23 protein-coding genes are annotated in these 20,526 nt (G+C 63.8%); 11 read left to right on the forward strand and 12 right to left on the reverse strand.

Annotated features, from left to right (window positions below):
- Positions 1 to 127: 127 nt before the first annotated feature.
- From HFC70_RS11135 to HFC70_RS11145, 3 genes are all read left to right on the forward strand, one after another.
- Entirely contained in the window at positions 128 to 676 is a 549-nt protein-coding gene (locus HFC70_RS11135; protein ID WP_168473520.1) for a L,D-transpeptidase, read from the forward strand.
- 171 nt (positions 677 to 847) lie between these two features.
- Positions 848 to 1,678: an aldo/keto reductase gene (locus HFC70_RS11140; RefSeq protein ID WP_168473310.1), complete on the forward strand. Its 831-nt coding sequence runs from the start codon at positions 848 to 850 to the stop codon at positions 1,676 to 1,678.
- Positions 1,679 to 1,805: 127 nt separating this feature from the next.
- Positions 1,806 to 2,609, forward strand: a complete 804-nt coding sequence (locus tag HFC70_RS11145) for an endonuclease/exonuclease/phosphatase family protein (RefSeq protein WP_168473311.1) — start codon at positions 1,806 to 1,808, stop codon at positions 2,607 to 2,609.
- A 65-nt stretch (positions 2,610 to 2,674) separates the two neighbouring features.
- Here HFC70_RS11145 and leuC read toward each other — a convergent pair whose 3' ends face one another.
- The 4 genes from leuC to rplS all read right to left on the reverse strand — a co-directional run bounded on the left by leuC (position 2,675) and on the right by rplS (position 6,717).
- Entirely contained in the window at positions 2,675 to 4,084 is a 1,410-nt protein-coding gene (leuC, locus tag HFC70_RS11150; protein ID WP_168473312.1) for a 3-isopropylmalate dehydratase large subunit, read from the reverse strand.
- 278 nt (positions 4,085 to 4,362) lie between these two features.
- Positions 4,363 to 5,190 (reverse strand): amino acid ABC transporter permease, encoded by an 828-nt coding sequence (locus tag HFC70_RS11155; protein WP_168473313.1) that lies wholly within the window; start codon positions 5,188 to 5,190, stop codon positions 4,363 to 4,365.
- Between the two features lie 37 nt (positions 5,191 to 5,227).
- Complete coding sequence (locus HFC70_RS11160) at positions 5,228 to 6,025, reverse strand: transporter substrate-binding domain-containing protein (RefSeq protein WP_168473314.1); 798 nt, start codon at positions 6,023 to 6,025, stop codon at positions 5,228 to 5,230.
- A gap of 128 nt (positions 6,026 to 6,153) precedes the next feature.
- On the reverse strand, positions 6,154 to 6,717 hold the full coding sequence (gene rplS, locus HFC70_RS11165) for a 50S ribosomal protein L19 (protein WP_168473315.1): 564 nt from the start codon (positions 6,715 to 6,717) through the stop codon (positions 6,154 to 6,156).
- Positions 6,718 to 6,993: 276 nt separating this feature from the next.
- Here rplS and HFC70_RS11170 point away from each other — a divergent pair, with 276 nt between their 5' ends.
- The gene (locus HFC70_RS11170) at positions 6,994 to 7,740 is read left to right on the forward strand and encodes a sulfite exporter TauE/SafE family protein (RefSeq protein WP_168473316.1); all 747 of its coding nucleotides are present in this window, start codon (positions 6,994 to 6,996) and stop codon (positions 7,738 to 7,740) included.
- Between the two features lie 19 nt (positions 7,741 to 7,759).
- Here HFC70_RS11170 and trmD read toward each other — a convergent pair whose 3' ends face one another.
- The 5 genes from trmD to ffh all read right to left on the reverse strand — a co-directional run bounded on the left by trmD (position 7,760) and on the right by ffh (position 11,492).
- Positions 7,760 to 8,467, reverse strand: coding sequence for a tRNA (guanosine(37)-N1)-methyltransferase TrmD (trmD, locus tag HFC70_RS11175; RefSeq protein WP_168473317.1), 708 nt, complete (start codon positions 8,465 to 8,467; stop codon positions 7,760 to 7,762).
- Positions 8,468 to 8,476: 9 nt separating this feature from the next.
- On the reverse strand, positions 8,477 to 9,049 hold the full coding sequence (gene rimM, locus HFC70_RS11180; protein WP_168473318.1) for a ribosome maturation factor RimM: 573 nt from the start codon (positions 9,047 to 9,049) through the stop codon (positions 8,477 to 8,479).
- Positions 9,050 to 9,174: 125 nt separating this feature from the next.
- Positions 9,175 to 9,552 carry a 30S ribosomal protein S16 gene (gene rpsP, locus HFC70_RS11185; protein ID WP_168473319.1) on the reverse strand — a complete coding sequence of 126 codons (378 nt, stop codon included), beginning with the start codon at positions 9,550 to 9,552 and terminating at the stop codon, positions 9,175 to 9,177.
- Between the two features lie 36 nt (positions 9,553 to 9,588).
- Positions 9,589 to 9,915 (reverse strand): chorismate mutase, encoded by a 327-nt coding sequence (locus HFC70_RS11190; RefSeq protein WP_168473320.1) that lies wholly within the window; start codon positions 9,913 to 9,915, stop codon positions 9,589 to 9,591.
- An 8-nt stretch (positions 9,916 to 9,923) separates the two neighbouring features.
- Positions 9,924 to 11,492 (reverse strand): signal recognition particle protein, encoded by a 1,569-nt coding sequence (gene ffh, locus HFC70_RS11195; RefSeq protein WP_168473321.1) that lies wholly within the window; start codon positions 11,490 to 11,492, stop codon positions 9,924 to 9,926.
- Between the two features lie 352 nt (positions 11,493 to 11,844).
- Between ffh and HFC70_RS11200 the strand changes: the two genes are divergently transcribed.
- The 7 genes from HFC70_RS11200 to HFC70_RS11230 all read left to right on the forward strand — a co-directional run bounded on the left by HFC70_RS11200 (position 11,845) and on the right by HFC70_RS11230 (position 18,961).
- Entirely contained in the window at positions 11,845 to 12,846 is a 1,002-nt protein-coding gene (locus HFC70_RS11200) for an MBL fold metallo-hydrolase (protein WP_168473322.1), read from the forward strand.
- A 121-nt stretch (positions 12,847 to 12,967) separates the two neighbouring features.
- Positions 12,968 to 13,933 carry an agmatinase gene (speB, locus tag HFC70_RS11205; protein WP_168473323.1) on the forward strand — a complete coding sequence of 322 codons (966 nt, stop codon included), beginning with the start codon at positions 12,968 to 12,970 and terminating at the stop codon, positions 13,931 to 13,933.
- 151 nt (positions 13,934 to 14,084) lie between these two features.
- Positions 14,085 to 15,002 carry a diaminopimelate epimerase gene (dapF, locus tag HFC70_RS11210; protein WP_168473324.1) on the forward strand — a complete coding sequence of 306 codons (918 nt, stop codon included), beginning with the start codon at positions 14,085 to 14,087 and terminating at the stop codon, positions 15,000 to 15,002.
- Positions 14,999 to 16,276: a tRNA (N(6)-L-threonylcarbamoyladenosine(37)-C(2))-methylthiotransferase MtaB gene (mtaB, locus tag HFC70_RS11215; protein ID WP_168473325.1), complete on the forward strand. Its 1,278-nt coding sequence runs from the start codon at positions 14,999 to 15,001 to the stop codon at positions 16,274 to 16,276. The genes dapF and mtaB overlap by 4 nt, the downstream gene beginning before the upstream one ends.
- Positions 16,277 to 16,296: 20 nt before the next feature.
- Complete coding sequence (gene ftsY, locus HFC70_RS11220) at positions 16,297 to 17,640, forward strand: signal recognition particle-docking protein FtsY (RefSeq protein WP_168473326.1); 1,344 nt, start codon at positions 16,297 to 16,299, stop codon at positions 17,638 to 17,640.
- A 95-nt stretch (positions 17,641 to 17,735) separates the two neighbouring features.
- Positions 17,736 to 18,371, forward strand: a complete 636-nt coding sequence (locus tag HFC70_RS11225; RefSeq protein WP_168473521.1) for a septation protein A — start codon at positions 17,736 to 17,738, stop codon at positions 18,369 to 18,371.
- Positions 18,368 to 18,961, forward strand: coding sequence for a DUF2585 domain-containing protein (locus HFC70_RS11230; protein ID WP_168473327.1), 594 nt, complete (start codon positions 18,368 to 18,370; stop codon positions 18,959 to 18,961). The genes HFC70_RS11225 and HFC70_RS11230 overlap by 4 nt, the downstream gene beginning before the upstream one ends.
- Before the next feature lie 11 nt (positions 18,962 to 18,972).
- Here the strand turns inward: HFC70_RS11230 and HFC70_RS11235 are convergent, their stop codons facing one another.
- The 3 genes from HFC70_RS11235 to HFC70_RS11245 are packed head-to-tail and all read right to left on the reverse strand — an operon-like array spanning position 18,973 to position 20,512.
- Entirely contained in the window at positions 18,973 to 19,578 is a 606-nt protein-coding gene (locus HFC70_RS11235) for a DsbE family thiol:disulfide interchange protein (RefSeq protein WP_168473328.1), read from the reverse strand.
- On the reverse strand, positions 19,575 to 19,748 hold the full coding sequence (ccmD, locus tag HFC70_RS11240) for a heme exporter protein CcmD (protein ID WP_168473329.1): 174 nt from the start codon (positions 19,746 to 19,748) through the stop codon (positions 19,575 to 19,577). The genes HFC70_RS11235 and ccmD overlap by 4 nt, the downstream gene beginning before the upstream one ends.
- Complete coding sequence (locus HFC70_RS11245; protein WP_168473330.1) at positions 19,745 to 20,512, reverse strand: heme ABC transporter permease; 768 nt, start codon at positions 20,510 to 20,512, stop codon at positions 19,745 to 19,747. Before HFC70_RS11245 ends, ccmD begins: the two co-directional genes overlap by 4 nt.
- Positions 20,513 to 20,526: the final 14 nt, after the last annotated feature.

Consider the following 20,526-nt stretch of genomic DNA (forward strand, 5'->3'; position numbering starts at 1 on the left):
ATCGCTGCAATGCATGCCGTCACAGGCCTTGCTCCGGTCCCTTTGGCGAAACCAGAGCGCAGTTGTCTTTGCCAGCCCGCTATGAATACAATTGAAATCACAGGCAAAGCAAAAACTTGTGAGCATAATGCGTCGGGCCAGCGAAAAAGCGAAGATAAAAAAGCCGGATATCATCGTCCGCGTCAGCCCGCGCGACAGGACCAAGGCGACCGTACGCGTCGGGCCGGTCGTCATGCGGGCGGCCCTTGGCCGTTCCGGCCGGACGGTGATGAAGCGCGAAGGCGACGGCGCCACGCCGATTGCCGCGATGACGTTGCTTTCCGGCTTCGTGCGGCGCGACCGGTTCCGGGCACCGATCAGCCCCTTACCTCTGAAGTCGATTGTCGGCGGCATGCTGTGGTGCGATGCGCCCGGCCATGCGGCCTATAACCGGCCGGTCAGGGCGCCCTTTGCCGCCAACCATGAGGACTTGCTGAGGGCCGATCATCTCTACGATGTCTGCCTCGTCATGGACTGGAACATGTCGCAGCGGCGGCGCGGCTGCGGTTCGGCGATCTTCTTCCATCTGGCCAAATCAGGATATGCGCCGACCGAGGGCTGCATCGCCGTCAGCCCGACCGATATGCGCCGCCTTCTGCCACTGTTGCACAAAGGCCGGGTGGTCCGCGTCATTTGAGGCCGGATCGGTAAAGATTGTCCGTCCGGCCTTAAAATGTCGCCGGCAGAACCTATCTAGGACAGGCACCCCGTTACATAGGGGCTCGCACGGTGACCTTCGCCTGTCATCAGCCAGGACAGCCCCTCAGGCCCCGTCCGTTTCATTTGCCAATTCATGGGAGATATCCATTTGATCGACCAACCCCATATTACCCTCAACGATGGCGCCCGGATTCCGCAGGTCGGGCTCGGCGTCTGGCAGACGCCGAATGACCAAGCCGTCCCGGCGGTCAAGGCGGCGCTTGATGCGGGCTATCGCCATGTCGATACGGCCGCCATCTATGACAACGAAGACGGCGTCGGCCAGGGCATCCGGGAGTCCGGCCTTGCCCGCGGCGAGATCTACCTCACCACCAAGCTGTGGAACAGCGAGCAGGGTTTCGATTCGACGCTCAAGGCCTTCGACGCCAGTCTGAAGCGGCTCGGCACCGACTATGTCGATCTCTACCTGATTCACTGGCCGTCGCCGCATCGCGGCCTGTTCGTCGATACCTGGAAGGCGTTCATCCGGCTGAAGGAAGAAGGCCGGGCGAAATTGATCGGGGTGTCGAATTTTGATCCCGAGCACCTGGACAGGATCATCGCCGAGACCGGTGTGGTGCCGGCGATCAACCAGATCGAACTGCATCCGGATTTCCAGCAGAAGGCCCATCGCGCCTTCCACGAGCAGCATGGCATCGTCACACAATCCTGGAGCCCGCTCGGCCAGGGCAAGCTGCTCAGCCATCCGGTGATCGGCCGGATTGCCGAAAGCCATGGCCGCACGCCGGCCCAGGTGATCATCCGCTGGCATATCGACAACGGCCTCGTCGTCATCCCCAAATCGGTGACGCCGTCGCGCATCGTCGAGAATTTTAAAGTGTTCGACTTTAAACTGACAGCCGACGATCTGGGCGAGCTTGACAAGCTCGACAGCGGTTCGGCCCGTATGGGCCCGGATCCGAAAACGGCGACGTTCTGATCGCCCGCGCAATGCCTGAATAACGACACAAGACCCGCATCGCTCCGGCGTTGTGGGTCTTGTTTTGTGGCGCTAAGGTCGCGAGAGACACGTCATTCATGGGTCGCTGCAGCGGAAGGGGCATGGCATGCGGATACTCTCATTGAACGCATGGGGCGGCACTCTGCACGCGCCGCTGATGGACTATCTGGCCGCCGCGGACCCCGACATCCTGTGCCTGCAGGAGGTGGTGAGCAGCGCCGTTGCCGCGGCCGACTGGCTGGCCTACCGGGATCGCGATGTCGAACTGCCGCAGCGGCCCCATCTGTTCGATGAGATCCGGGCGGTACTTCCCGGGCATGACGGGTCCTTCCATCCGACCTCCCGTGGCGACCTCTTCGACGGCGACAAGGCTGTGCCCTGCGAGTTCGGGCTGGCAACCTTCGTGCGCCGGGGCTATCCGGTGATCGGCCAGGCTGTCGGCTTCGTGCACCGGGCATTCTCGCCCGATGGCTGGGGACCGCATCCGCGGGCCCGCAATGCCCATTGCCTGCGCGTCTTCAGCTATGACGGGGGTTTTTCCGTCACCGTGGCGCAGATGCACGGCTTGCGCGACGTGGCCGGCAAGGGCGACATGCCGGAGCGCGATGCCCAGGCCCAGGCGCTCGCCGCCCTGATCAGGCAGGTCTGGCCCGGCGATGAAAGGCTTGTCGTGTGCGGCGATTTCAACGTGCTGCCCGGCAGCCGGACGTTCGAGACGCTGGCGGGGCTGGGCTTGACCGATCTTGTCACGACGCGCGGCTTTGTCGATACGCGCACATCGTTTTATCGCAAGCCGGGACGCTTCGCCGACTACATGTTGGTCACGCCTGAGGTCGAGGTGGTGCGGTTCGACGTGGTCGAGCAGCCGGAGGTTTCCGACCACAGGGCCTTGCTGCTGGAGCTACGATAGATCACGGCCATCGGCCGCAGCGCCCTCATGTGTGGTGCTGCGGCCGAGCGTCTATGGATACCGGTTTATTTCCACTCGCGGATATCGACGAAGTGGCCGGCGATCGCGGCGGCGGCGGCCATGGCCGGCGACACCAGATGGGTGCGGCCCTTGAAGCCCTGGCGGCCTTCGAAATTGCGGTTCGAGGTCGAGGCGCAGCGCTCGCCCGGCTTCAGGCGGTCGTCGTTCATGGCCAGGCACATCGAGCAGCCCGGCTCGCGCCAGTCGAAGCCGGCCGCCTTGAAGATCGTGTCGAGGCCTTCGGCCTCGGCCTGTTCCTTGACCAGCCCCGAGCCCGGCACGATCATCGCCGAGACGGTTGGGGCCACGGTGCGGCCTTCGACGACCTTGGCCACTTCGCGCAGGTCCTCGATGCGGCCATTGGTGCAGGAGCCGATGAACACCCGGTCGATGGCGATATCGGTGATCTTGGTGTCCGGCTTCAGGCCCATATAGTCGAGCGCCCGCCATTTCGAGGTGCGCTTGTTCTCGTCTTCGATCAGGTCGGGGTTCGGCACCACGCCCTGGACGGACACGACATCCTCCGGCGAGGAGCCCCAGGAGACGATCGGCGGCAGGTCGGCGGCGTTCAGCACGACGACGCGGTCGTAATGGGCGCCTTCGTCGGTCTGCAGGGTCTTCCAGTATGCGATCGCCTGTTCCAGCTCTTCGCCCTTCGGGGCGCGCGGCTTGCCTTTGATGTATTCGAAGGTCTTTTCATCGGGCGCGATCAGGCCGGCGCGGGCGCCACCTTCGATCGTCATGTTGCACACCGTCATACGGCCTTCCATCGACAGGGCGCGGATCGCCTCGCCGGCAAATTCGATGACGTGGCCGGTGCCGCCGGCGGTGCCGATTTCGCCGATGATGGCGAGAATGATGTCCTTGGCGGTGACGTGGTCCGGAAGGACGCCGTCAACCCGCACCAGCATGTTCTTGGCCTTCTTCTGGATCAGCGTCTGGGTGGCCAGAACGTGCTCGACCTCCGATGTGCCGATGCCGTGGGCCAGTGCCCCGAAGGCGCCGTGGGTCGAGGTGTGGCTGTCGCCGCAGACAATGGTCATGCCGGGCAGGGTGAAGCCCTGTTCCGGGCCGACGATGTGCACGATGCCCTGGCGCTTGTCGCTGGCCGAGTAATATTCGACGCCGAATTCGGCAGCGTTCTGGGCGAGCGCTTCCACCTGGATGCGGCTTTCCTCGTTCTTGATGCCGAGATGGCGATCCGGTGAGGTCGGCACGTTGTGGTCGACGACCGCCAGCGTCTTTTGCGGCGCGCGCACGGCGCGGTGCGTCATGCGCAGGCCTTCAAAAGCCTGCGGGCTCGTTACCTCATGCACGAGGTGGCGATCGATGTAGAGAAGACAGGTGCCGTCGGCCTGGCTGTCGACCAGATGGTCGTCCCAGATTTTATCGTAAAGGGTGCGGGGTGCGCTCATGATTGTGACATCCAATGGAGAGGTAAAAGGGGGTCGTAGACTGCGAAGACCATCGACGGAAACGTCGCATGATCCGCGCCAGCGGCCTTATGAAAGGCGGCCGGTGAGTGCCCCGAAAACGCGCGCAAAAAAGCGGGCCGGCAGGCGCTTGTGGTCCTGCAGCACGTAGATATCAGGCGCGAGACATCCGAATTTCGATCCCATGACGGCTTCCATAGCAGTTTAGAACTGTTCCGGCAATAATTTTGCTGAAGGGTGCAGCGTGTGCCGCAGCCGGATCAGTCGTCGGGAGCGCCGCGGCTGCGCATGCGCAGTTCCAGCCGGCGCAGCGCCAGCGACAGGCCAATGGTCAATAGCAGGTAGATATAGGTGACGATCGAATAGGTCTCGAAAAACCGGAAGGAACCGGCGGCATAGACCTTGCCCATCTGGGTGACGTCGGCCACGCCCAGCACCGAGACCAGGGAACTGTCCTTGACCATCGAGACGAAATCGTTGGAGAGCGGCGGAAAAATCACCCGCACGGCTTGCGGAAAGACAACCAGACGAAAACGCTGGGTGCGGTTAAGCCCCAGCGACTTGGCCGCCTCGATCTGGCCCTCGTCCACCGACTGGATGCCGGCACGAAAAATCTCGGCGATGAACGAGGAATAGCCGATGGTCAGCGCGAAGATCGCCCGCCACATCAGCGAGAGGTCGCGCACCTGCAGCGGCTCTGCCCAGCCGGTGCTGAAAAGCGGCGTCATCAGCCAGTTGATCAGGGCCACCAGGCCCGGCGCGCCGACAAAGGCGATGTAGAACAGCAGCACGAGAATGGGGATGCCGCGGATCACCTCGATATAGAAGCGGGCAAACTGGCGCAGCACCAGGCTGTCGGACATGCCGAGCAGGGCGATGAGCAGGCCAAGGGCCGTTGCCAGCGCAAAGCCGACAAGCGTGACGAAGACGGTGACGGCTATGCCGGCGCCGACGATCGAAAACACCTGGGCATAGAGATCGTTGACGGCGATGACGCCCGCCACGCCGACGGCCAGAATGGCGAACGCCACCAGCCACCAGGGATAGTCGGCCTTCTTGGCGCCCTTGGGGAGGGTCTGGAAACCCATCAGCGCCCCTGTTGCGACCGTTGGGCCAGCGGGCCGATCATTGGCCCATCTTGTAGTCGAGGAACCATGTCTTGTTCAGCGCATCCAGGGTGCCGTCGGCCTGCATGGCGGCGATCACGGCATTGATGGGTGCGACCAGATCGGACCCCTTGGCGAAGATGAAGCCGAAGTCTTCCGAGCCGAGCGGTTCGCCGATCAGCTTCAGCCCGCCGTTCGAGGCATCGACATAGCCCTTGCCGGCCGTGCCGTCGGTCAGCACCAGGTCGACATCGCCGGTTTTCAGGGCCTGCACGGTGGCGCCGAAGGTTTCCATCAGCTTGATGCGCGGATTCTGCTCGTTGCCGTCCAGCACTTCGTAGACGGCGGTGTAGAAGGGAGTCGTGCCGGCCTGGGCGCCGATCAGGCCGCTCTCAAGCGCCGCAAAGCTCTTGGCATCGGTGAAGCGGCTCTCGTCGCCGCGCACCAGCATGAACTGCTGCGAGCGCATATAGGGATCGGAAAAGTCGACCTTCTCCTTGCGCTCGTCCTTGATGGTGATGCCGGTCATGCCGATATCGTATTGCCCGTCGGACACCGCCTGGATCATCGCGTCCCAGCTGGTGTTCTGGTACTCGACCTTGAAATTCAGCCGCTTGGCGATGTCGTTCATCGCGTCATATTCCCAGCCGATCGCCTTGCCGCTCTTCGGGTCAATGAATTGCAGCGGCGGATAGGCGTTTTCGGTGACAACCGTAACGGTCCTGCCGCCGAGATCCGGCAGGCTGGCGGCCATCGCCGCCAAGGGCGTGAAAACGAGGGCGGCGAGCCCGGTCAAAAATATACGTCGCAACGGCATGGAACGGCTCCTGACTTGGCGGTTGCCAAAGTGTGTCACACAATCTTCCGCCGGAGCAAGGGAGGTGATTCCAAAAAAGAAAAGGCGGCTCGAAAGCCGCCTTGTCCGTATTCCCAACACGGGAAATCTTATTCTGCGGCGCCTTCGGCCGGAGCAGCGGCGGCTTCTGCAGCAGCGGCTGCAGCTGCTTCTTCAGCGGCCTTGGCTTCAGCGGCTTCGGCAGCTGCCTTTTCGGCGGCCAGGGCCTGGGCTGCTGCGACCTTTTCGGCTTCCAGACGGGCTTTTTCTTCGGCCACGGCGGCGCGTTCGGCGTCGTTCAGCTTGCGGGCGCGCGTGCCGGTATCTTCAACGATACGGGCCGACTTGCCGCGACGATCGCGCAGGTAGTAGAGCTTGGCGCGACGGACCTTGCCGCGGCGAACGATTTCGACGCTTTCGACCAGCGGCGAGTAAACCGGGAATACGCGCTCGACGCCTTCGCCGTAGGAGATCTTGCGAACGGTGAAGCTCTCGTTGATGCCGCCGCCCGAGCGTGCGATGCAAACGCCTTCATAGGCCTGTACGCGGGTACGGTTGCCTTCCTTGACGGTGACGTTGACGCGGAGCGTGTCGCCAGCGGAAAATTCCGGGAGCTTGCGCTTGGCTTCGATCTTGGCGGCCTGTTCGGCTTCCAGCTGTTGAATGATGTTCATGTCTAACCTCAGGTTCTTCTGAAACAGCCAGAGCGCTCAACGACATTCCTTCGGACGAAGCCTCCGGATGCGCCCGTTGACGGGGCGGGAGCGAATACGCATGCTCTTTGTTTGTTGGCAGACGGGACTAAAGCCCATTTCCGACGCGGCCAATACACCAAACGGCACGGCTTGTCATCCCATGCGGCGCATTTTTTATCGACGCTTCCGGCGCCCGATCGGCTTGCGATATCAAGCTCAAGGCCTTAACCCTGCCCGATCACGGAGAAACGCCTTATGTCGATTGCAATGATGGGCCTGTTGTTTGTCGCCGGATTTTTCTCCGGCGTCGTCAATGCGATTGCCGGCGGCGGCACGTTCCTGACCTTCGGGGCCCTGACGCTGGCCGGCCTGCCGCCGATATCCGCCAATGCCACGTCGTCGATCGTGCAGTTTCCCGGCTATATCACCTCGACGCTTGCCTATGCCCGCGAAATCCGCACCTTGTGGAAGCCGGCGCTGGCGCTCGGCCTCGTCTCGGCGCTCGGGGCGCTCGGCGGCGCGCTGTTCCTGGTCTCGCTATCCAATCCGGCCTTCCGCGGCATGGTACCGTGGCTGCTTTTAGCCGCCACCGCCGTCTTTGCCGCGGGTCCCTGGTTGCGTCCGAAAAATACCGGCGAAAGCCATGCCGCCACGCCGCTCGGCCTGTTCACCCAGACCGCGACGTCGTTTTACGGCGGCTTCTTCGGCGCCGGCATGGGCATCATGATGCTGGCGTCGCTGGGGCTTGCCAGCGGCGGCCCCTATCACCGCCTCAATGCGCTCAAAAATTTCCTGTCGATCATCATCGCCGCCGTGGCGATTGCCGTCTTCACGGCCGCCGGCGCCGTGTCCTGGTGGCATGCGCTGGTCATGGTGCCGGCCGTGGCGCTCGGCGGCTATGCCGGCGTCAGCCTTGCCAAGCGTGTGCCGCAGGAAGTGCTGCGCTGGCTGGTGATGGCTGCCGGCACCGGACTGGCCGTCTATTATTTCATCACCGGCTGAGGCCGAAAGAACGGCGCCGTCAGGCCTTGTTGCCTGGCCTGGATGTCCGGCCGGTGAGCAGGTCCGGCCGGCGATCTTGCGTCAGTTGCAGAGCCTGCGCGTGGCGCCACTCTTCGATGGCACGGTGGTTGCCGGAGGTCAGGATCGCCGGGATCTCGCGGCCCTCGAACTCTTGGGGCCGCGTATAGTGCGGATGCTCCAGCAGGCCGCTCTCGAAACTTTCGTGCACGCCGGAGAGATCGTTGCCCATCACGCCGGGCAGGATGCGCACCACGGCGTCGAGCAGGGTCAGGGCCGCCGGTTCGCCGCCCGACAGGATATAGTCGCCGATCGACACTTCCTCCAGCGCCCGCGCCTCGATGACGCGCTGGTCGACGCCTTCGAACCGCCCGCAGACGATCACCATGCCGTCGCCGTCCGCCAGCTGCCGGACCCGCTCCTGGGTCAACGGCTTGCCGCGCGGGCTCATCAGCAGGCGCGGCCGTCCGTCATCGGTCGAGACATGGTCGATGGCGCGCGCCAAAACGTCCGGTTTCAGCACCATGCCGGCACCGCCGCCGGCTGGCGTGTCATCGACACTGCGGTGTTTATCGGTCGCGAAGTCGCGGATCTGCACGGCCTCCAGCGACCATTGCCCACGCTCTAGCGCCCGGCCGGCCAGCGAATGGCCGAGATGTCCGGGAAACATGTCGGGATAAAGGGTCAGGATGGTGGCCCGGAAGGTCATGGCGGGCGATCAGTCCTCGTCCGGAAGCGGCGGCTTTCCCGCGCTGCTGAAGGGTTCCTCGCCATCGTCCTTCAGGCCGGCGGCGATCGGGTCGATCAGTAGGCGGCCGCCCTCCAGGTCGATTTCCAGCACCGCGGCCTCAGAAAAGGGAATGAGCACCGGGCGCTTGCCGGGGCCTTTGATTTCCAAGAGGTCGCCGGCGCCGAAATCGTGCACGGCGCTGACGGCGCCATATTCGATACCGGCCGCATCATGCACGTCGAGGCCGATCAGGTCGGCATAATAGAATTCGTCTTCGTCGAGTTCGTCGTCGGGCAGAGCTTCGCGCTCGATATAGAGCTCCAGGCCGTTCAATGCCTCGGCGGCATTGCGGTCGTTGATGCCGCGGAAGCGCACGACCACCACGGTCTTCGCCTCGCGGATCTCCAGGATCTCGAAGACGCGGCCGTCCATGCTGTGCAGCTTGCCGTAATCGCCGAGCGACAGCGGATCGGCGGTGAAGGATTTGACCCTGACCTCGCCGCGCAGGCCCTGGGCTGCACCGATCACGGCCATCAAGACGGGGTTTTCGAGCGTGGTCATCTCAGCAGGCATCCAGTTCCGCAGGTCGATTTGGTCGCTTCTTTTAAGATGAAGCGGGCAAAATAGAAACAACAAACGGGCGGCATGAGACATGCCGCCCGTTGCATCGATATCCCGTGAGGGATTTATTCGGCAGACGTTGCTTCTGCAGCAGCGGCAGCGAGCTCTTCAGCCTTCTGCTGGCGTTCGGCGACGCGCTCGACGGCCTTCTTGCCCGGCTTTGCCTTGATCAGGTTGCTGCGGGCCGGACGGTTGGCAAGGCCAGCCTGGTCGAGGAAGCGCAGGACGCGGTCGGTCGGCTGGGCGCCGTTGTCCATCCAATGCTTGATGCGTTCGGCGTTCAGCTCGACGCGCTTTTCATTGTCCTTGGACAGCATCGGGTTCCAGGCGCCGACCTTTTCCAGGAAACGGCCGTCGCGCGGGCTGCGGGCGTCGGCAACGACGATCTGGTAGTAAGGGCGCTTCTTGGAACCGCCGCGGGCAAGACGAATTTTCAATGGCATTTCGGTACTCCTTGGTGCTTTCTGGGGCCGCCCGATTCAGGCGGTTTGTTCCGTTGTGCTGTCGTAATCGGCAGCGATGGCTTCATGATGCCGGATCACTTCCCTGATGATGAAGTTCAGGAATTTTTCTGCGAAATCCGGGTCCAGATGCGCGTCCTTCGCCAGGCGGCGAAGCCGTTCGATCTGGTATTCCTCGCGCGCCGGGTCGGCCGGCGGCAAATCGTATCGGGCCTTCAGAACGCCGACTGCCTGGGTGCAGCGAAAACGTTCGGCCAGCATGTGCAGAAGGGCCGCATCGATATTGTCGATCGACTGGCGGTAGCCGGCTAACTGTTCCTTGACGCTGGGATCAATCGTGCTCATCGCCACCCTCACTTCTTCTTCGGCAGGCCTGGAAGGCCGGGGAAACCGCCACCGAGGCCCGGCAGCTTCGGGGCGCCAAGGCCCGGCAGACCGCCGCCCATGCCCGGCATGCCGCCCGGACGGCCGAGGCCGGCCGCTTCGGCCTGCTTCTGCAGGGCTTCCAGCTGCTTGGGGTCGAGACTGGACAGATCGGGCATGCCGCCCATTCCGCCCATGCCACCAAGGCCCATCTTGGCGGCCATACCGCCCATCATCTGCTTCATCATGCCGCCCTTGCCCTTGGCGCCCATCATTTTCATCATGTCGGCCATCTGGCGGTGCATTTTCAGAAGCTTGTTGATATCCGAGGCGTCCGTGCCCGAGCCGGCGGCAATGCGCTTCTTGCGGCTATGCTTCAGCATATCGGGATTGGAGCGCTCGGCCTTGGTCATCGAGGAGATGATCGCCATCTGCCGCTTGAACAGCTTGTCGTCGAGGCCGGCGGCGGCCATCTTGTCCTTCATGCCGCCCATGCCGGGCATCAGGCCCATGATGCCGCCCATGCCGCCCATCTTCTGCATCTGGCTCAGCTGGTCGGCGAGGTCGTTGAGGTCGAACTTGCCCTTGGCCATCTTGGCGGCCATGGCGGCCGCCTTCTCGGCATCGATATTTTCGGCGGCCTTTTCGACCAATGAGACGATGTCGCCCATGCCGAGAATGCGGTCGGCAATGCGGCGCGGGTGGAACTCCTCGAGCTCCGACATCTTCTCGCCGACGCCGATCAGCTTGATCGGCTTGCCGGTCACGGCGCGCATGGAGAGCGCCGCCCCGCCGCGGCCGTCGCCGTCCATGCGGGTCAGCACCAGGCCTGTGATGCCGACGCGTTCGTCGAAATTGCGGGCGAGGTTCACGGCGTCCTGGCCGGTCAGCGCATCAGCGACCAGCAGGATTTCATGCGGATTGGAGCGCCGCTTGATCTCGGCCATCTCCATCATCAACGGTTCGTCGATATGGGTGCGGCCGGCAGTGTCGAGGATGACGACGTCATGACCGCCGAGCTTGGCGGCCTGCACGGCGCGCGCGGCGATATCGGTTGGCGACTGGCCGGCGATGATCGGCAGGGTGTCGATGCCGGTCTGTACCCCTAGCTGGCGCAGCTGTTCCTGGGCGGCCGGACGACGGGTGTCGAGCGAGGCCATCAGGACCTTCTTGCGCTCGCGGTCGGTCAGCCGCTTGGCGATCTTGCCCGTTGTCGTCGTCTTGCCGGAGCCCTGCAGGCCGACCATCATGATGACCACCGGGGCGGCGGCATGCAGGTCGATGCCCACACCTTCCGAGCCCAGCATCTCGATCAGCTCGTCATGGACGATCTTGACGACCATCTGGCCGGGCTTGATCGACTTCAGCACGGCAGCGCCGACGGCCTTTTCCCGCACGCGGTCGGTAAAGCCGCGCACCACTTCGAGCGCCACGTCGGCTTCCAGAAGCGCACGGCGAACCTCCCGCAGGGCGGCGGAAACATCAGCTTCCGACAGCGCGCCACGGCCTGTCAGTCCATTCAGAATGGAACCAAGACGGTCCTGGAGGTTATCAAACATCGGCTCTTCCTTGTGGTTCAGGTCAAAACGGGGGAGACCAAAACCTCGTGTTTTTCCATGACGAAAACAAGACGCAAAGCCAAAAAGCACCCGAGGGCGCATCGCGCTGTCGGGTGTTGACCTCCGGGATCTCTTTATACCTTGACGGGTCCCGGTCGGCGGCTCGGAGTACTTGTCTCGTCGCAGATTGGGGGCGATAAACAGCAAAAGGCCCGGAAAGTCAAGGCGGCGCTACGCCTTGCGGCTCATGGGGCATTTTGCAGCCCTGCGAATTCCACGATAGCCGGCTGGATGCGCCGCCTGCGATATCCCATATTTGCCGGGACGCAGACCAACGGCAAGCAAGGTGACGATGCCCAAGCTCAAGAATCCCTATTATCTCGGCCCCGTCTCCGACCATTTCGACGGAGCGCGCTTTTTCAATCCGCAAGGGGTCGAGCCGGGCGGCTTTCGCGACCTGATGAAGTGGCAGTTCAATGGCCAACGCGCCCGCTGGCCGAAGCGCGTCACCAGCCCGCATGCGCCGGCAAAGCCGGTGAACCGGGTCGAAGGCCAGGACCTCCGGGTGACGATGATCGGCCATGCCGGCCTGCTGATCCAGGTCGCCGGCCTCAACATATTGACCGATCCCGTCTGGTCGGAGCGTGCCAGTCCGCTCTCGTTTGCCGGGCCGAAGCGCGTCGTGGCGCCGGGTGTCGCCTTCGACGACCTGCCGCCGATCGACATCGTCATCGTCACCCACAATCACTACGACCATCTGGATCTGGCAACGCTTGCCCGGCTCTTTGAGGAGCATGGGCCGCATATCGTCACACCGCTCGGCAATGACACGATCATCCACCGCGCCATCCCGGAGGCCAAGATCTCCGACATGGATTGGGGCGACCGGCTGGAATACTGGGACGGCCTCGCCATCGATGCCGAGCCCTGCCATCACTGGTCGGCGCGCGGCACGCGGGACCGGCGCATGGCGCTGTGGGCCGCCTTTGTCATTTCGACGCCGGCCGGCAAGATCTACCATGTCGGCGATACCGGCTTTCACGGCGGCATCAACTACCGGGCGGCCGCAGTCAAACACGGCCCCTTCCGCCTCGCCAACCTGCCGTTCGGGGCCTATGAGCCGCGCTGGTTCATGCAGGGCCAGCACCAGAACCCCGACGAGGCCGTCCAAGGCCTGAAACTTTGCGGTGCTGCCTATGCCAGCGGCCATCACTTCGGCACGTTCCAGCTGACCGACGAGGCCATCGACGCTCCGGTCGAACATCTGCGCGCCGCACTCGATCGCCATGGCGTCGAGCCGCACCGGTTCCGGCCGCTGCTGGCCGGCGAAGTCTTCGACGTTCCGCTGGACTGACGGCCCGGTTCCGGATTTTGTCGCAATGCAACATTTACAGCGGCCCGGCACTTTGCTCCTATGGGCGGTCGGCCGCGTCCTGCGGCCCGTGACATAACGCATGCCGAGAATGGAGCCGCCGGTGACCTCGAATTTCCATCAGCCTGTCGATGCCGCCGAAGTGCCGCGGTTTGCCGGCCATTCCACCTTCATGCGGCTGCCGGCGGTGACCAATGCCGAAGGACTCGACATTGCGCTGGTCGGCATTCCCTGGGACGGCGGCACCACCAACCGCGCCGGCGCCCGCCATGGCCCGCGGGAGATGCGCAACCAGTCGAGCCTGGTGCGCCGCGTCCATCATGTCTCGGGCGTCGAGCCGTTCAGCATTGCCAATGTCGCCGATGTCGGCGACGTCTCGGTCAATCCGATCGACCTGATGGACGGGCTGAAGCGCATTGAAGCCGGCATCGCGGCGATCGTCTCGGCCGGCGCGCTGCCGCTGTCGGCCGGTGGCGATCACCTGACGACCCTGCCGGTGCTGCGGGCCGTTGCCAAAAGCCGCCCGGTCGGCCTCATCCATTTCGATGCGCATACCGACACCAATGACAGCTATTTCGGCGGCAATCTCTATACCCACGGCACGCCGTTCCGCCGCGCCATCGAGGAGGGCCTGCTCGATCCTAGACGCATGGTGCAGATCGGCATTCGCGGCTCGATCTACGAGACCAATGACCATGACTGGGCGCGTGGCCAGGGTATCCGCATCATCTATATGGAAGAGTTCGTGCGCCGCGGCGTCGAGGATGTCATGGCGGAAGCCCGCGCTATTGCCGGTTCCGGCCCGACCTACGTGACCTTCGACATCGACAGCATCGATCCCTCCATGGCGCCCGGCACCGGTACGCCGGAGATCGGCGGCTTCACGACCCGCGAGGCCCAGGCGCTGGTGCGGCTGCTCGAGGGCGTCGATATCGTCGGCGCCGATGTCGTCGAGGTCGCCCCACCCTTCGATGTCGCCGGCATGACGGCGCTCGCCGGCGCCACCATGATGTTCGAACTGCTCTGCGTCATGGCCACCAATGTGGCGCGCAGAAGGGCGGAGAAGTAGGCGGCGCCGTTCCGGCATCTGCGCAAACACCTGCAGACCCTCCCTCGTGTGCGACTCAAGTCCACTCCAATGGTCAGTGTCCAAAGCTGCGCCTCTGGTAATTCCGCCCGTTTTCCGCCATATAAGCTTGAAAAGCAACGGAAACGGTTTCATGAGCACATCGGTCGAATTCGCAAAGATGAACGGGCTTGGCAACAAGATCCTGGTTGTCGACATGCGCGGCCGGCCGGATCGGGTGACGCCGGAGGCGGCGATCGTGCTCAATGCCGATGCCGAGACGCGCTTCGACCAGATCATGGCGATTCACGATCCCAAGCGCGACGGCACCGATGCCTTCATCGATATCCTTAATTCCGACGGCTCGAAGGCGCAGGCCTGCGGCAATGGCACGCGCTGCGTGGTCCAAGCGCTCGCGGCTGAAACCGGGCGCAAGGCCTTCACCTTCCAGACCGTGGCCGGCATCCTCAATGCCATCGAGCATGAGGACGGCACGATTTCGGTCGACATGGGCACGCCGATCTTCGACTGGGACAAGATCCCGCTGTCGGAGGAATTTTTCGACACCCGCCGCATCGAGCTGCAGATTGGCCCGATCGATGATCCGATCCTGCATTCGCCTTCCGTCATGTCGATGGGCAATCCCCATGCGATCTTCTGGGTCGACCGCGACGTGATGAGTTTCGATCTCGGCCGCTTCGGCCCGCTGCTCGAAAACCATCCGATGTTCCCGGAAAAGGCCAATATCACGTTGGCTCAGGTGACCACGCCGTCGTCGCTGACGACGCGCACCTGGGAGCGCGGCGCCGGCCTGACGCTGGCCTGCGGATCGGCCGCTTGTGCGGCCGGCGTCAGTGCGGCGCGCACCGGCCGCACCGGGCGGACGGTCACCATCAATGTCGCCTCCAGCCCGAGCCGCCAGCCGCTGGTCATCGAATGGCGCGAGCGCGACGACCACGTCATCATGACCGGCCCTGCCGAATGGGAATGGTCGGGCAGCGTCGATCCGGCAACCGGTGCCTGGCAGCGCGAGGCCGAAAATTCGACCGAACTTGGGGCCAAGGCCCGGTGAGCGGCATCGAGGTCATAACCTTCGGATGCCGGCTCAATATTTATGAATCCGAAGTGATGAAGGCCGAAGCCGGCAAGGCGGGCCTCAACAATGCCATCCTGGTCAATACCTGTGCGGTGACCGGCGAGGCCGTGCGCCAGGCCCGCCAGGCGATCCGCCGGGCGCGCCGCGACAATCCCGAGGCCCGCATCATCGTCACCGGTTGTGCCGCCCAGACGGAGGCGCAGACCTTTGCCGATATGCCGGAGGTCGATGCCGTCCTCGGCAACGAGGAAAAGCTGACCGCGACCGCCTATCGCGCCTTGCCGGATTTCGGGGTTTCGGCGGAAGAGAAGCTGCGCGTCAACGATATCATGAGCGTCACCGAGACCGCGCCGCAGATGGTGGCGCATATCGACGGCCATGTGCGCGGTTTCCTGCAGGTGCAGACCGGCTGCGACCATCGCTGCACCTTCTGCATCATCCCCTATGGCCGCGGCAATTCGCGCTCGGTGCCGATGGGCGCCGTGGTGGCGCAGGCCCGCCAGCTGATCGAGAGCGGCTATCGCGAGGTGGTTCTGACGGGCGTCGATGCCACCAGCTATGGCGCCGACCTGCCGGGCACGCCGACGCTCGGCCTTCTGGCCAAGACCCTGCTGCGCCAGGTGCCGGAGATCGTCCGGCTGCGGCTGTCGTCGATCGACAGCATCGAGGTCGACCGGCATTTGCTGGACCTGATCGCCGACGAGTCGCGCTTCATGCCGCATTTGCACCTGTCGCTGCAGCATGGCGACGACATGATCCTGAAGCGCATGAAGCGGCGCCACAGCCGCGCCGATGCGCTGGCCTTCACGGCTGAAGTCCGCCGGCTGCGGCCCGACATGGCGTTCGGCGCCGACATGATCGCCGGCTTCCCGACCGAAACCGAGGCGATGTTCGACAATGCGGCAAGCCTTGCCGACGAGATCGGCATCGCCCATCTGCATGTCTTTCCCTATAGCCCGCGACCCGGCACGCCGGCCGCCCGCATGCCGCAGCTCGACCGGCGGCTGGTGAAGGAGCGGGCAGCACGGCTGCGCGACCGGGGCGAGGCCCTGCATGCGGCGCATCTCGGCCGGCTTGTCGGCACGCGGCAGAAGCTGCTGGTCGAACGGCACGAAATGGCCCATACGGAAGACTTCACCCTCGTGGCAGCGCCGGGCTTTGCGCCGGGCGCGCTTGTCGAGGTTTCGATCGGCGGCCACACCGGCCGCCATCTGACGATTGCATCGGCAGCGCAATCTGCGGCTGCCTGAGACACGGAAAAGCAAGGCCCATGGCGCTCGGTTTCATCAAGAAGGTTTTCAGCTTCGGCAAGGACAAGCCCGCCGGCGAAGACGTGCCGAAGGGCGAGGACTTCGCAACTCTGGTAGAGGCCGCTGCAGAGGCTGAGACGGTGCCGGTTCCGCCGGAAGACGATCTTCCTGTCTTGCCCGTCGACCCTGTGGCCGACGTCCAGATGGAGACGGCCAGCGGACCTTCCGCCGACATGCCGGCCGACGAGATCCCGGCCGAACTGCCCGGTGCAGAGGCTCTGGGCGAGATCGGCGTGGTCCCGCTTTCGCTGCTGCAAGCCGAAAGTGCCGCTGGCGATGCCGGGTCTCCGATGCCGGGGCAGCTGTCGCCAGAGATCGCCCTCCCCAAGGGTTTCGCCACCGCGGCCAAGGCCCCCGAACCCGCGCCAAAAGCGCCGGAGGTCAAACTTTCGTGGTTCCAGCGGCTGCGGGCCGGACTGTTTCGCACCTCGTCGCAGCTGACGGGCCAGATCGCCGCACTGTTCACCAAGCGCAAGCTGGATGATGATACGCTGCAGGATCTGGAGGATCTGCTGATCCAGGCCGATCTCGGCGTCGAGACCGCCATGCGGGTCAGTGGTGCTTTGTCCTCGGAGCGCTACGGCAAGGATGTCACCGGCGAGGACGTGGCGCGCATCATGGCGGCCGAGATTTCCAAGGTGCTGACGCCGGTCGCCAAGCCGCTGGCGCTCGACCTTACCCACAAGCCGCATGTCATCCTCGTCGTCGGCGTCAACGGCACCGGCAAGACGACGACGATCGGCAAGCTGGCGGCAAAACTGTCGGGCTCGGGCCTCAAGGTCATGCTGGCGGCCGGCGACACGTTTCGCGCCGCGGCGATCGAGCAGCTGAAGATCTGGGCGGACCGCACCGGCTCCGACATCATTTCCTCGAAGCTTGGCGCCGATGCGGCCGGCCTTGCCTATGAGGCCTTCGAGCAGGCCCGCGAAAAGAAGAGCGATGTGCTGATCATCGACACCGCCGGCCGGCTGCAGAACAAGACCGAGCTGATGGCGGAGCTGGAAAAGATCGTGCGCGTGCTCGGTAAGCTCGATCCCGATGCGCCGCATACGGTGTTGCAGACGCTGGATGCGACGACCGGCCAGAACGCCATGAACCAGGTGGAAATCTTCCGCAACGTCGCCGGCGTCAACGGCCTTGTCATGACCAAGCTCGACGGCACGGCGCGCGGCGGCATTCTGGTCGCCATCGCCGCCAAGCACAAGCTTCCGGTCTATTTCATCGGCGTCGGCGAGGGCGTCGATGACCTCGAACCCTTCGAGGCCGACGATTTCGCCAATGCGATTGCAGGAGTTAACGTATGAGTAAGCCGAACATTTTCCGCTGGTTCACAGATGGATTTTCGCGTTTGAAAAAGGATCCGGTCCGCGGCTCGGTTATCGCTCAAATTGAAGCGCAGATGGAATCCGACAAGCCGACACCCGCGGAAAAGCATCACCCGATGCTGAAGATGGCGCTTGAGCTGGGGCCGCTGATGGTCTTCTTCTTCGGCAACCTGCGCGGCGAATGGCTGGCCAAGACCTTCCCGGCCTTGAGCGCGGTCGGCGGGCCACTGTTCATCGCCACGGCACTGTTCATGGCAGCGACGATCCTGTCGCTGGTGGTCTCCAAGATCATCTTCAAGCACCTGCCGATCATGCCCTTCGTGTCGGGCGTCGTCGTTCTCGTCTTCGGCTCCCTGTCGATCTGGCTGCAGGACGAGACCTTCATCAAGATGAAGCCGACCATCGTCAATGCGCTGTTCGGCGTGGTGCTGCTCGGCGGGCTGTTGTTCGGCAAGTCCTTGCTCGGCTATGTCTTCAACGCCGCCTTCCAGCTGGATGACGAGGGCTGGCGCAAGCTCACCCTGCGCTGGGGCCTGTTCTTTCTGTTCCTGGCCGTGCTCAACGAAGCCGTCTGGCGCAATTTCTCCGATGCCGCCTGGGTCAATTTCAAGGTCTGGGGCACGATGCCGATCACCATCCTGTTCACGCTCGCCCAGATGCCGCTGATCATGCGCCATTCGGTCGAGACGGAAGGATCGGCGGAGAAATGAGCGTGACGCCGTTGAGCCCGCCAAATCCGTTCGGCTCGGCGCAATTCTGGGCCGTGGCCTTCCTTCTGGTGCTGGTGGCGCAGGTCGTCACCCTTTACGCCATGGGGCGGATACCGATCTGCGCATGCGGTTATATCAAGCTGTTCGAACCGGGGGTGAACACCGCAGGCAATTCCCAGCACCTGTCGGACTGGTACACGCCCTCGCATATCATCCACGGCTTTCTGTTCTACTGGTTGACCTTCGCCGTAATGCGCCGCCAGGCGTTCGGGGCAAAGCTGTTCGTCGCCGCGGTGATCGAGGTTGCCTGGGAACTCTTGGAAAACTCGCCGATCATCATCAATCGCTACCGCTCGGCCACCATGGCCATCGGCTATGAAGGCGACAGCATCCTCAATTCCACCATGGACACGGTGTTCATGGCACTCGGCTTCCTGTTTGCCGCCCGGATGCCGGTCTGGGTCACGATCACCGTGGCCATCGCCTTCGAGCTGATCACCGGCTGGCTGATCCGCGATAACCTGACCCTCAACGTGCTGATGCTGGTCTGGCCGGTTGACGCGGTGCGCGAATGGCAGGGGGCACTGTAGCGCGAAAGGCGTTACTTTCCCGCCAGCGCCTTTTCCATAGCAGGGTAGAGGCCTTTTTCGAGCGAAATGGGGTCGAAGGGGCCGACCTTCTTGTAGAGAATGGTGCCGTCGGGGCCGACCAGGTAGGATTCCGGGATGCCGTAGACGCCCCAGTCGATGGCTGCCTTGCCGTTCGGGTCGGTGCCGATCGCCTTGTAGGGGTTGCCGAGTTCGCCGAGGAAGCGCAGGGCGTTGTCGTTGCGGTCCTTGTAGTTGATCGCCACGATGTTGAGGCGCGGATCCTGGCTCAGGGCCTTGAGGATCGGATGTTCCTCGCGGCACGGCACGCACCAGGAGGCAAAGACATTCACTAGGGTCAGCTTGCCGGAAATCGCCGCTGTGGTCAGCGCCGGCAGGTTGGAGCCTTCGAGCGCCGGCAGGTCGAGCATCGGCGCCTTGGTGCCGATCAGGGCGGAGGGGATTTCGTTGATGTTCTTGCCATTGAAATCTTGGTCGTAGAGCATCTTGCCGGCAGTCAACGCGATGACGGCGAAGACGGCGAGCGGCACGATGGCCAGGATATAGCGGCCGATGCCTCGGCCTTCGGCCTCGCCCTTCTCGTCGATGCTGTCGCTCATGATTGGTTCCCACCGCCTTGAGGCGCGGAGCGGCGGCGGATGCCGGCGGATTCGAGCGCCTGCAATTCCTTCTGCCGGGCACGGCCGTCAAGCCAGGTCCAGGCGACCAGGCCGAGGATCACGGCGCCCGTCAGGCCGTAGGAAAGATAGATGTAGAAGGCGTGGCTCATGCGCTCGTCTCCCGTCCGGCCATGCGGGCGGCCAGCCGGCGCTGGGCCGCGACGCGGCGACGCCAGATCTCGTTGCGCATGGCGGCCAGATGCAGCGTGAAGAATAGCAGCGAGAAGGCGATGGCCATGACCAGCAGCGGCCAGAGGAATTCCGGATCGATGGTCGGGCCGTCGAGGCGCATGACGCTCGCCGGCTGGTGCAGGGTGTTCCACCACTCCACCGAGAACTTGATGATCGGGATATTGACGAAGCCGACCAGGATCAGCACGGCGCTGACGCGGGCGGCCCGCGAGGGATCGTCCATGGCGCGGTTCAGCGCGATCAGGCCGAGATACATCAGGAAGAGCACGAAAACAGAGGTCAGCCGCGCATCCCAGACCCACCAGGTACCCCACATCGGTTTGCCCCACAGCGAACCGGTGATCAGGGCGATCAGCGTGAAGGCGGCGCCCAGTGGTCCGGCGGCCTTGTGGCTGACATCGGCCAGCGGATGGCGCCAGACCAGCGTGCCGATCGCCGAAAGGGCCATCACCGAATAGCACATCATCGACAACCACGCCGCCGGCACATGCACATACATGATGCGTACCGTTTCGCCCTGCTGGTAATCGCCTTCGGTGGTGAAGCTCATGTAGAGGCCGAGAGCCAGCAGCAGGGCTGTCAGCCCTGCCATCCAAGGGATGATACGGCCGGCAAGCGCCAGAAACCGGGTCGGGTTGGCGAGGTCGCTAAATTTGGAAATGGCAAGGCTCGTGTCGCTCATAGAACCCTTCTAAC

Source organism: Agrobacterium sp. a22-2, assembly GCF_012276985.1.
Lineage (GTDB): Bacteria > Pseudomonadota > Alphaproteobacteria > Rhizobiales > Rhizobiaceae > Allorhizobium.

What these genes read in the sequence shown, in the direction of transcription:
- HFC70_RS11155 (WP_168473313.1), bottom strand. Translation starts at nt 5,190, where the DNA reads ATGGGTTTCCAGACCCTCCCCAAGGGCGCCAAGAAGGCCGACTATCCC.
- HFC70_RS11245 (WP_168473330.1), bottom strand. Translation starts at nt 20,512, where the DNA reads ATGAGCGACACGAGCCTTGCCATTTCCAAATTTAGCGACCTCGCCAAC.
- rplS (WP_168473315.1), bottom strand. Translation starts at nt 6,717, where the DNA reads ATGAACATCATTCAACAGCTGGAAGCCGAACAGGCCGCCAAGATCGAA.
- HFC70_RS11230 (WP_168473327.1), top strand. Translation starts at nt 18,368, where the DNA reads ATGAGCGTGACGCCGTTGAGCCCGCCAAATCCGTTCGGCTCGGCGCAA.
- rimM (WP_168473318.1), bottom strand. Translation starts at nt 9,049, where the DNA reads ATGACCACGCTCGAAAACCCCGTCTTGATGGCCGTGATCGGTGCAGCC.
- dapF (WP_168473324.1), top strand. Translation starts at nt 14,085, where the DNA reads ATGAGCACATCGGTCGAATTCGCAAAGATGAACGGGCTTGGCAACAAG.
- HFC70_RS11190 (WP_168473320.1), bottom strand. Translation starts at nt 9,915, where the DNA reads ATGAGCACGATTGATCCCAGCGTCAAGGAACAGTTAGCCGGCTACCGC.
- HFC70_RS11235 (WP_168473328.1), bottom strand. Translation starts at nt 19,578, where the DNA reads ATGAGCGACAGCATCGACGAGAAGGGCGAGGCCGAAGGCCGAGGCATC.
- ffh (WP_168473321.1), bottom strand. Translation starts at nt 11,492, where the DNA reads ATGTTTGATAACCTCCAGGACCGTCTTGGTTCCATTCTGAATGGACTG.
- ccmD (WP_168473329.1), bottom strand. Translation starts at nt 19,748, where the DNA reads ATGAGCCACGCCTTCTACATCTATCTTTCCTACGGCCTGACGGGCGCC.
- HFC70_RS11200 (WP_168473322.1), top strand. Translation starts at nt 11,845, where the DNA reads ATGCCCAAGCTCAAGAATCCCTATTATCTCGGCCCCGTCTCCGACCAT.
- rpsP (WP_168473319.1), bottom strand. Translation starts at nt 9,552, where the DNA reads ATGCCATTGAAAATTCGTCTTGCCCGCGGCGGTTCCAAGAAGCGCCCT.
- HFC70_RS11170 (WP_168473316.1), top strand. Translation starts at nt 6,994, where the DNA reads ATGTCGATTGCAATGATGGGCCTGTTGTTTGTCGCCGGATTTTTCTCC.
- HFC70_RS11135 (WP_168473520.1), top strand. Translation starts at nt 128, where the DNA reads ATGCGTCGGGCCAGCGAAAAAGCGAAGATAAAAAAGCCGGATATCATC.
- trmD (WP_168473317.1), bottom strand. Translation starts at nt 8,467, where the DNA reads ATGACCTTCCGGGCCACCATCCTGACCCTTTATCCCGACATGTTTCCC.
- ftsY (WP_168473326.1), top strand. Translation starts at nt 16,297, where the DNA reads ATGGCGCTCGGTTTCATCAAGAAGGTTTTCAGCTTCGGCAAGGACAAG.
- HFC70_RS11160 (WP_168473314.1), bottom strand. Translation starts at nt 6,025, where the DNA reads ATGCCGTTGCGACGTATATTTTTGACCGGGCTCGCCGCCCTCGTTTTC.
- HFC70_RS11145 (WP_168473311.1), top strand. Translation starts at nt 1,806, where the DNA reads ATGCGGATACTCTCATTGAACGCATGGGGCGGCACTCTGCACGCGCCG.
- HFC70_RS11225 (WP_168473521.1), top strand. Translation starts at nt 17,736, where the DNA reads ATGGAATCCGACAAGCCGACACCCGCGGAAAAGCATCACCCGATGCTG.
- leuC (WP_168473312.1), bottom strand. Translation starts at nt 4,084, where the DNA reads ATGAGCGCACCCCGCACCCTTTACGATAAAATCTGGGACGACCATCTG.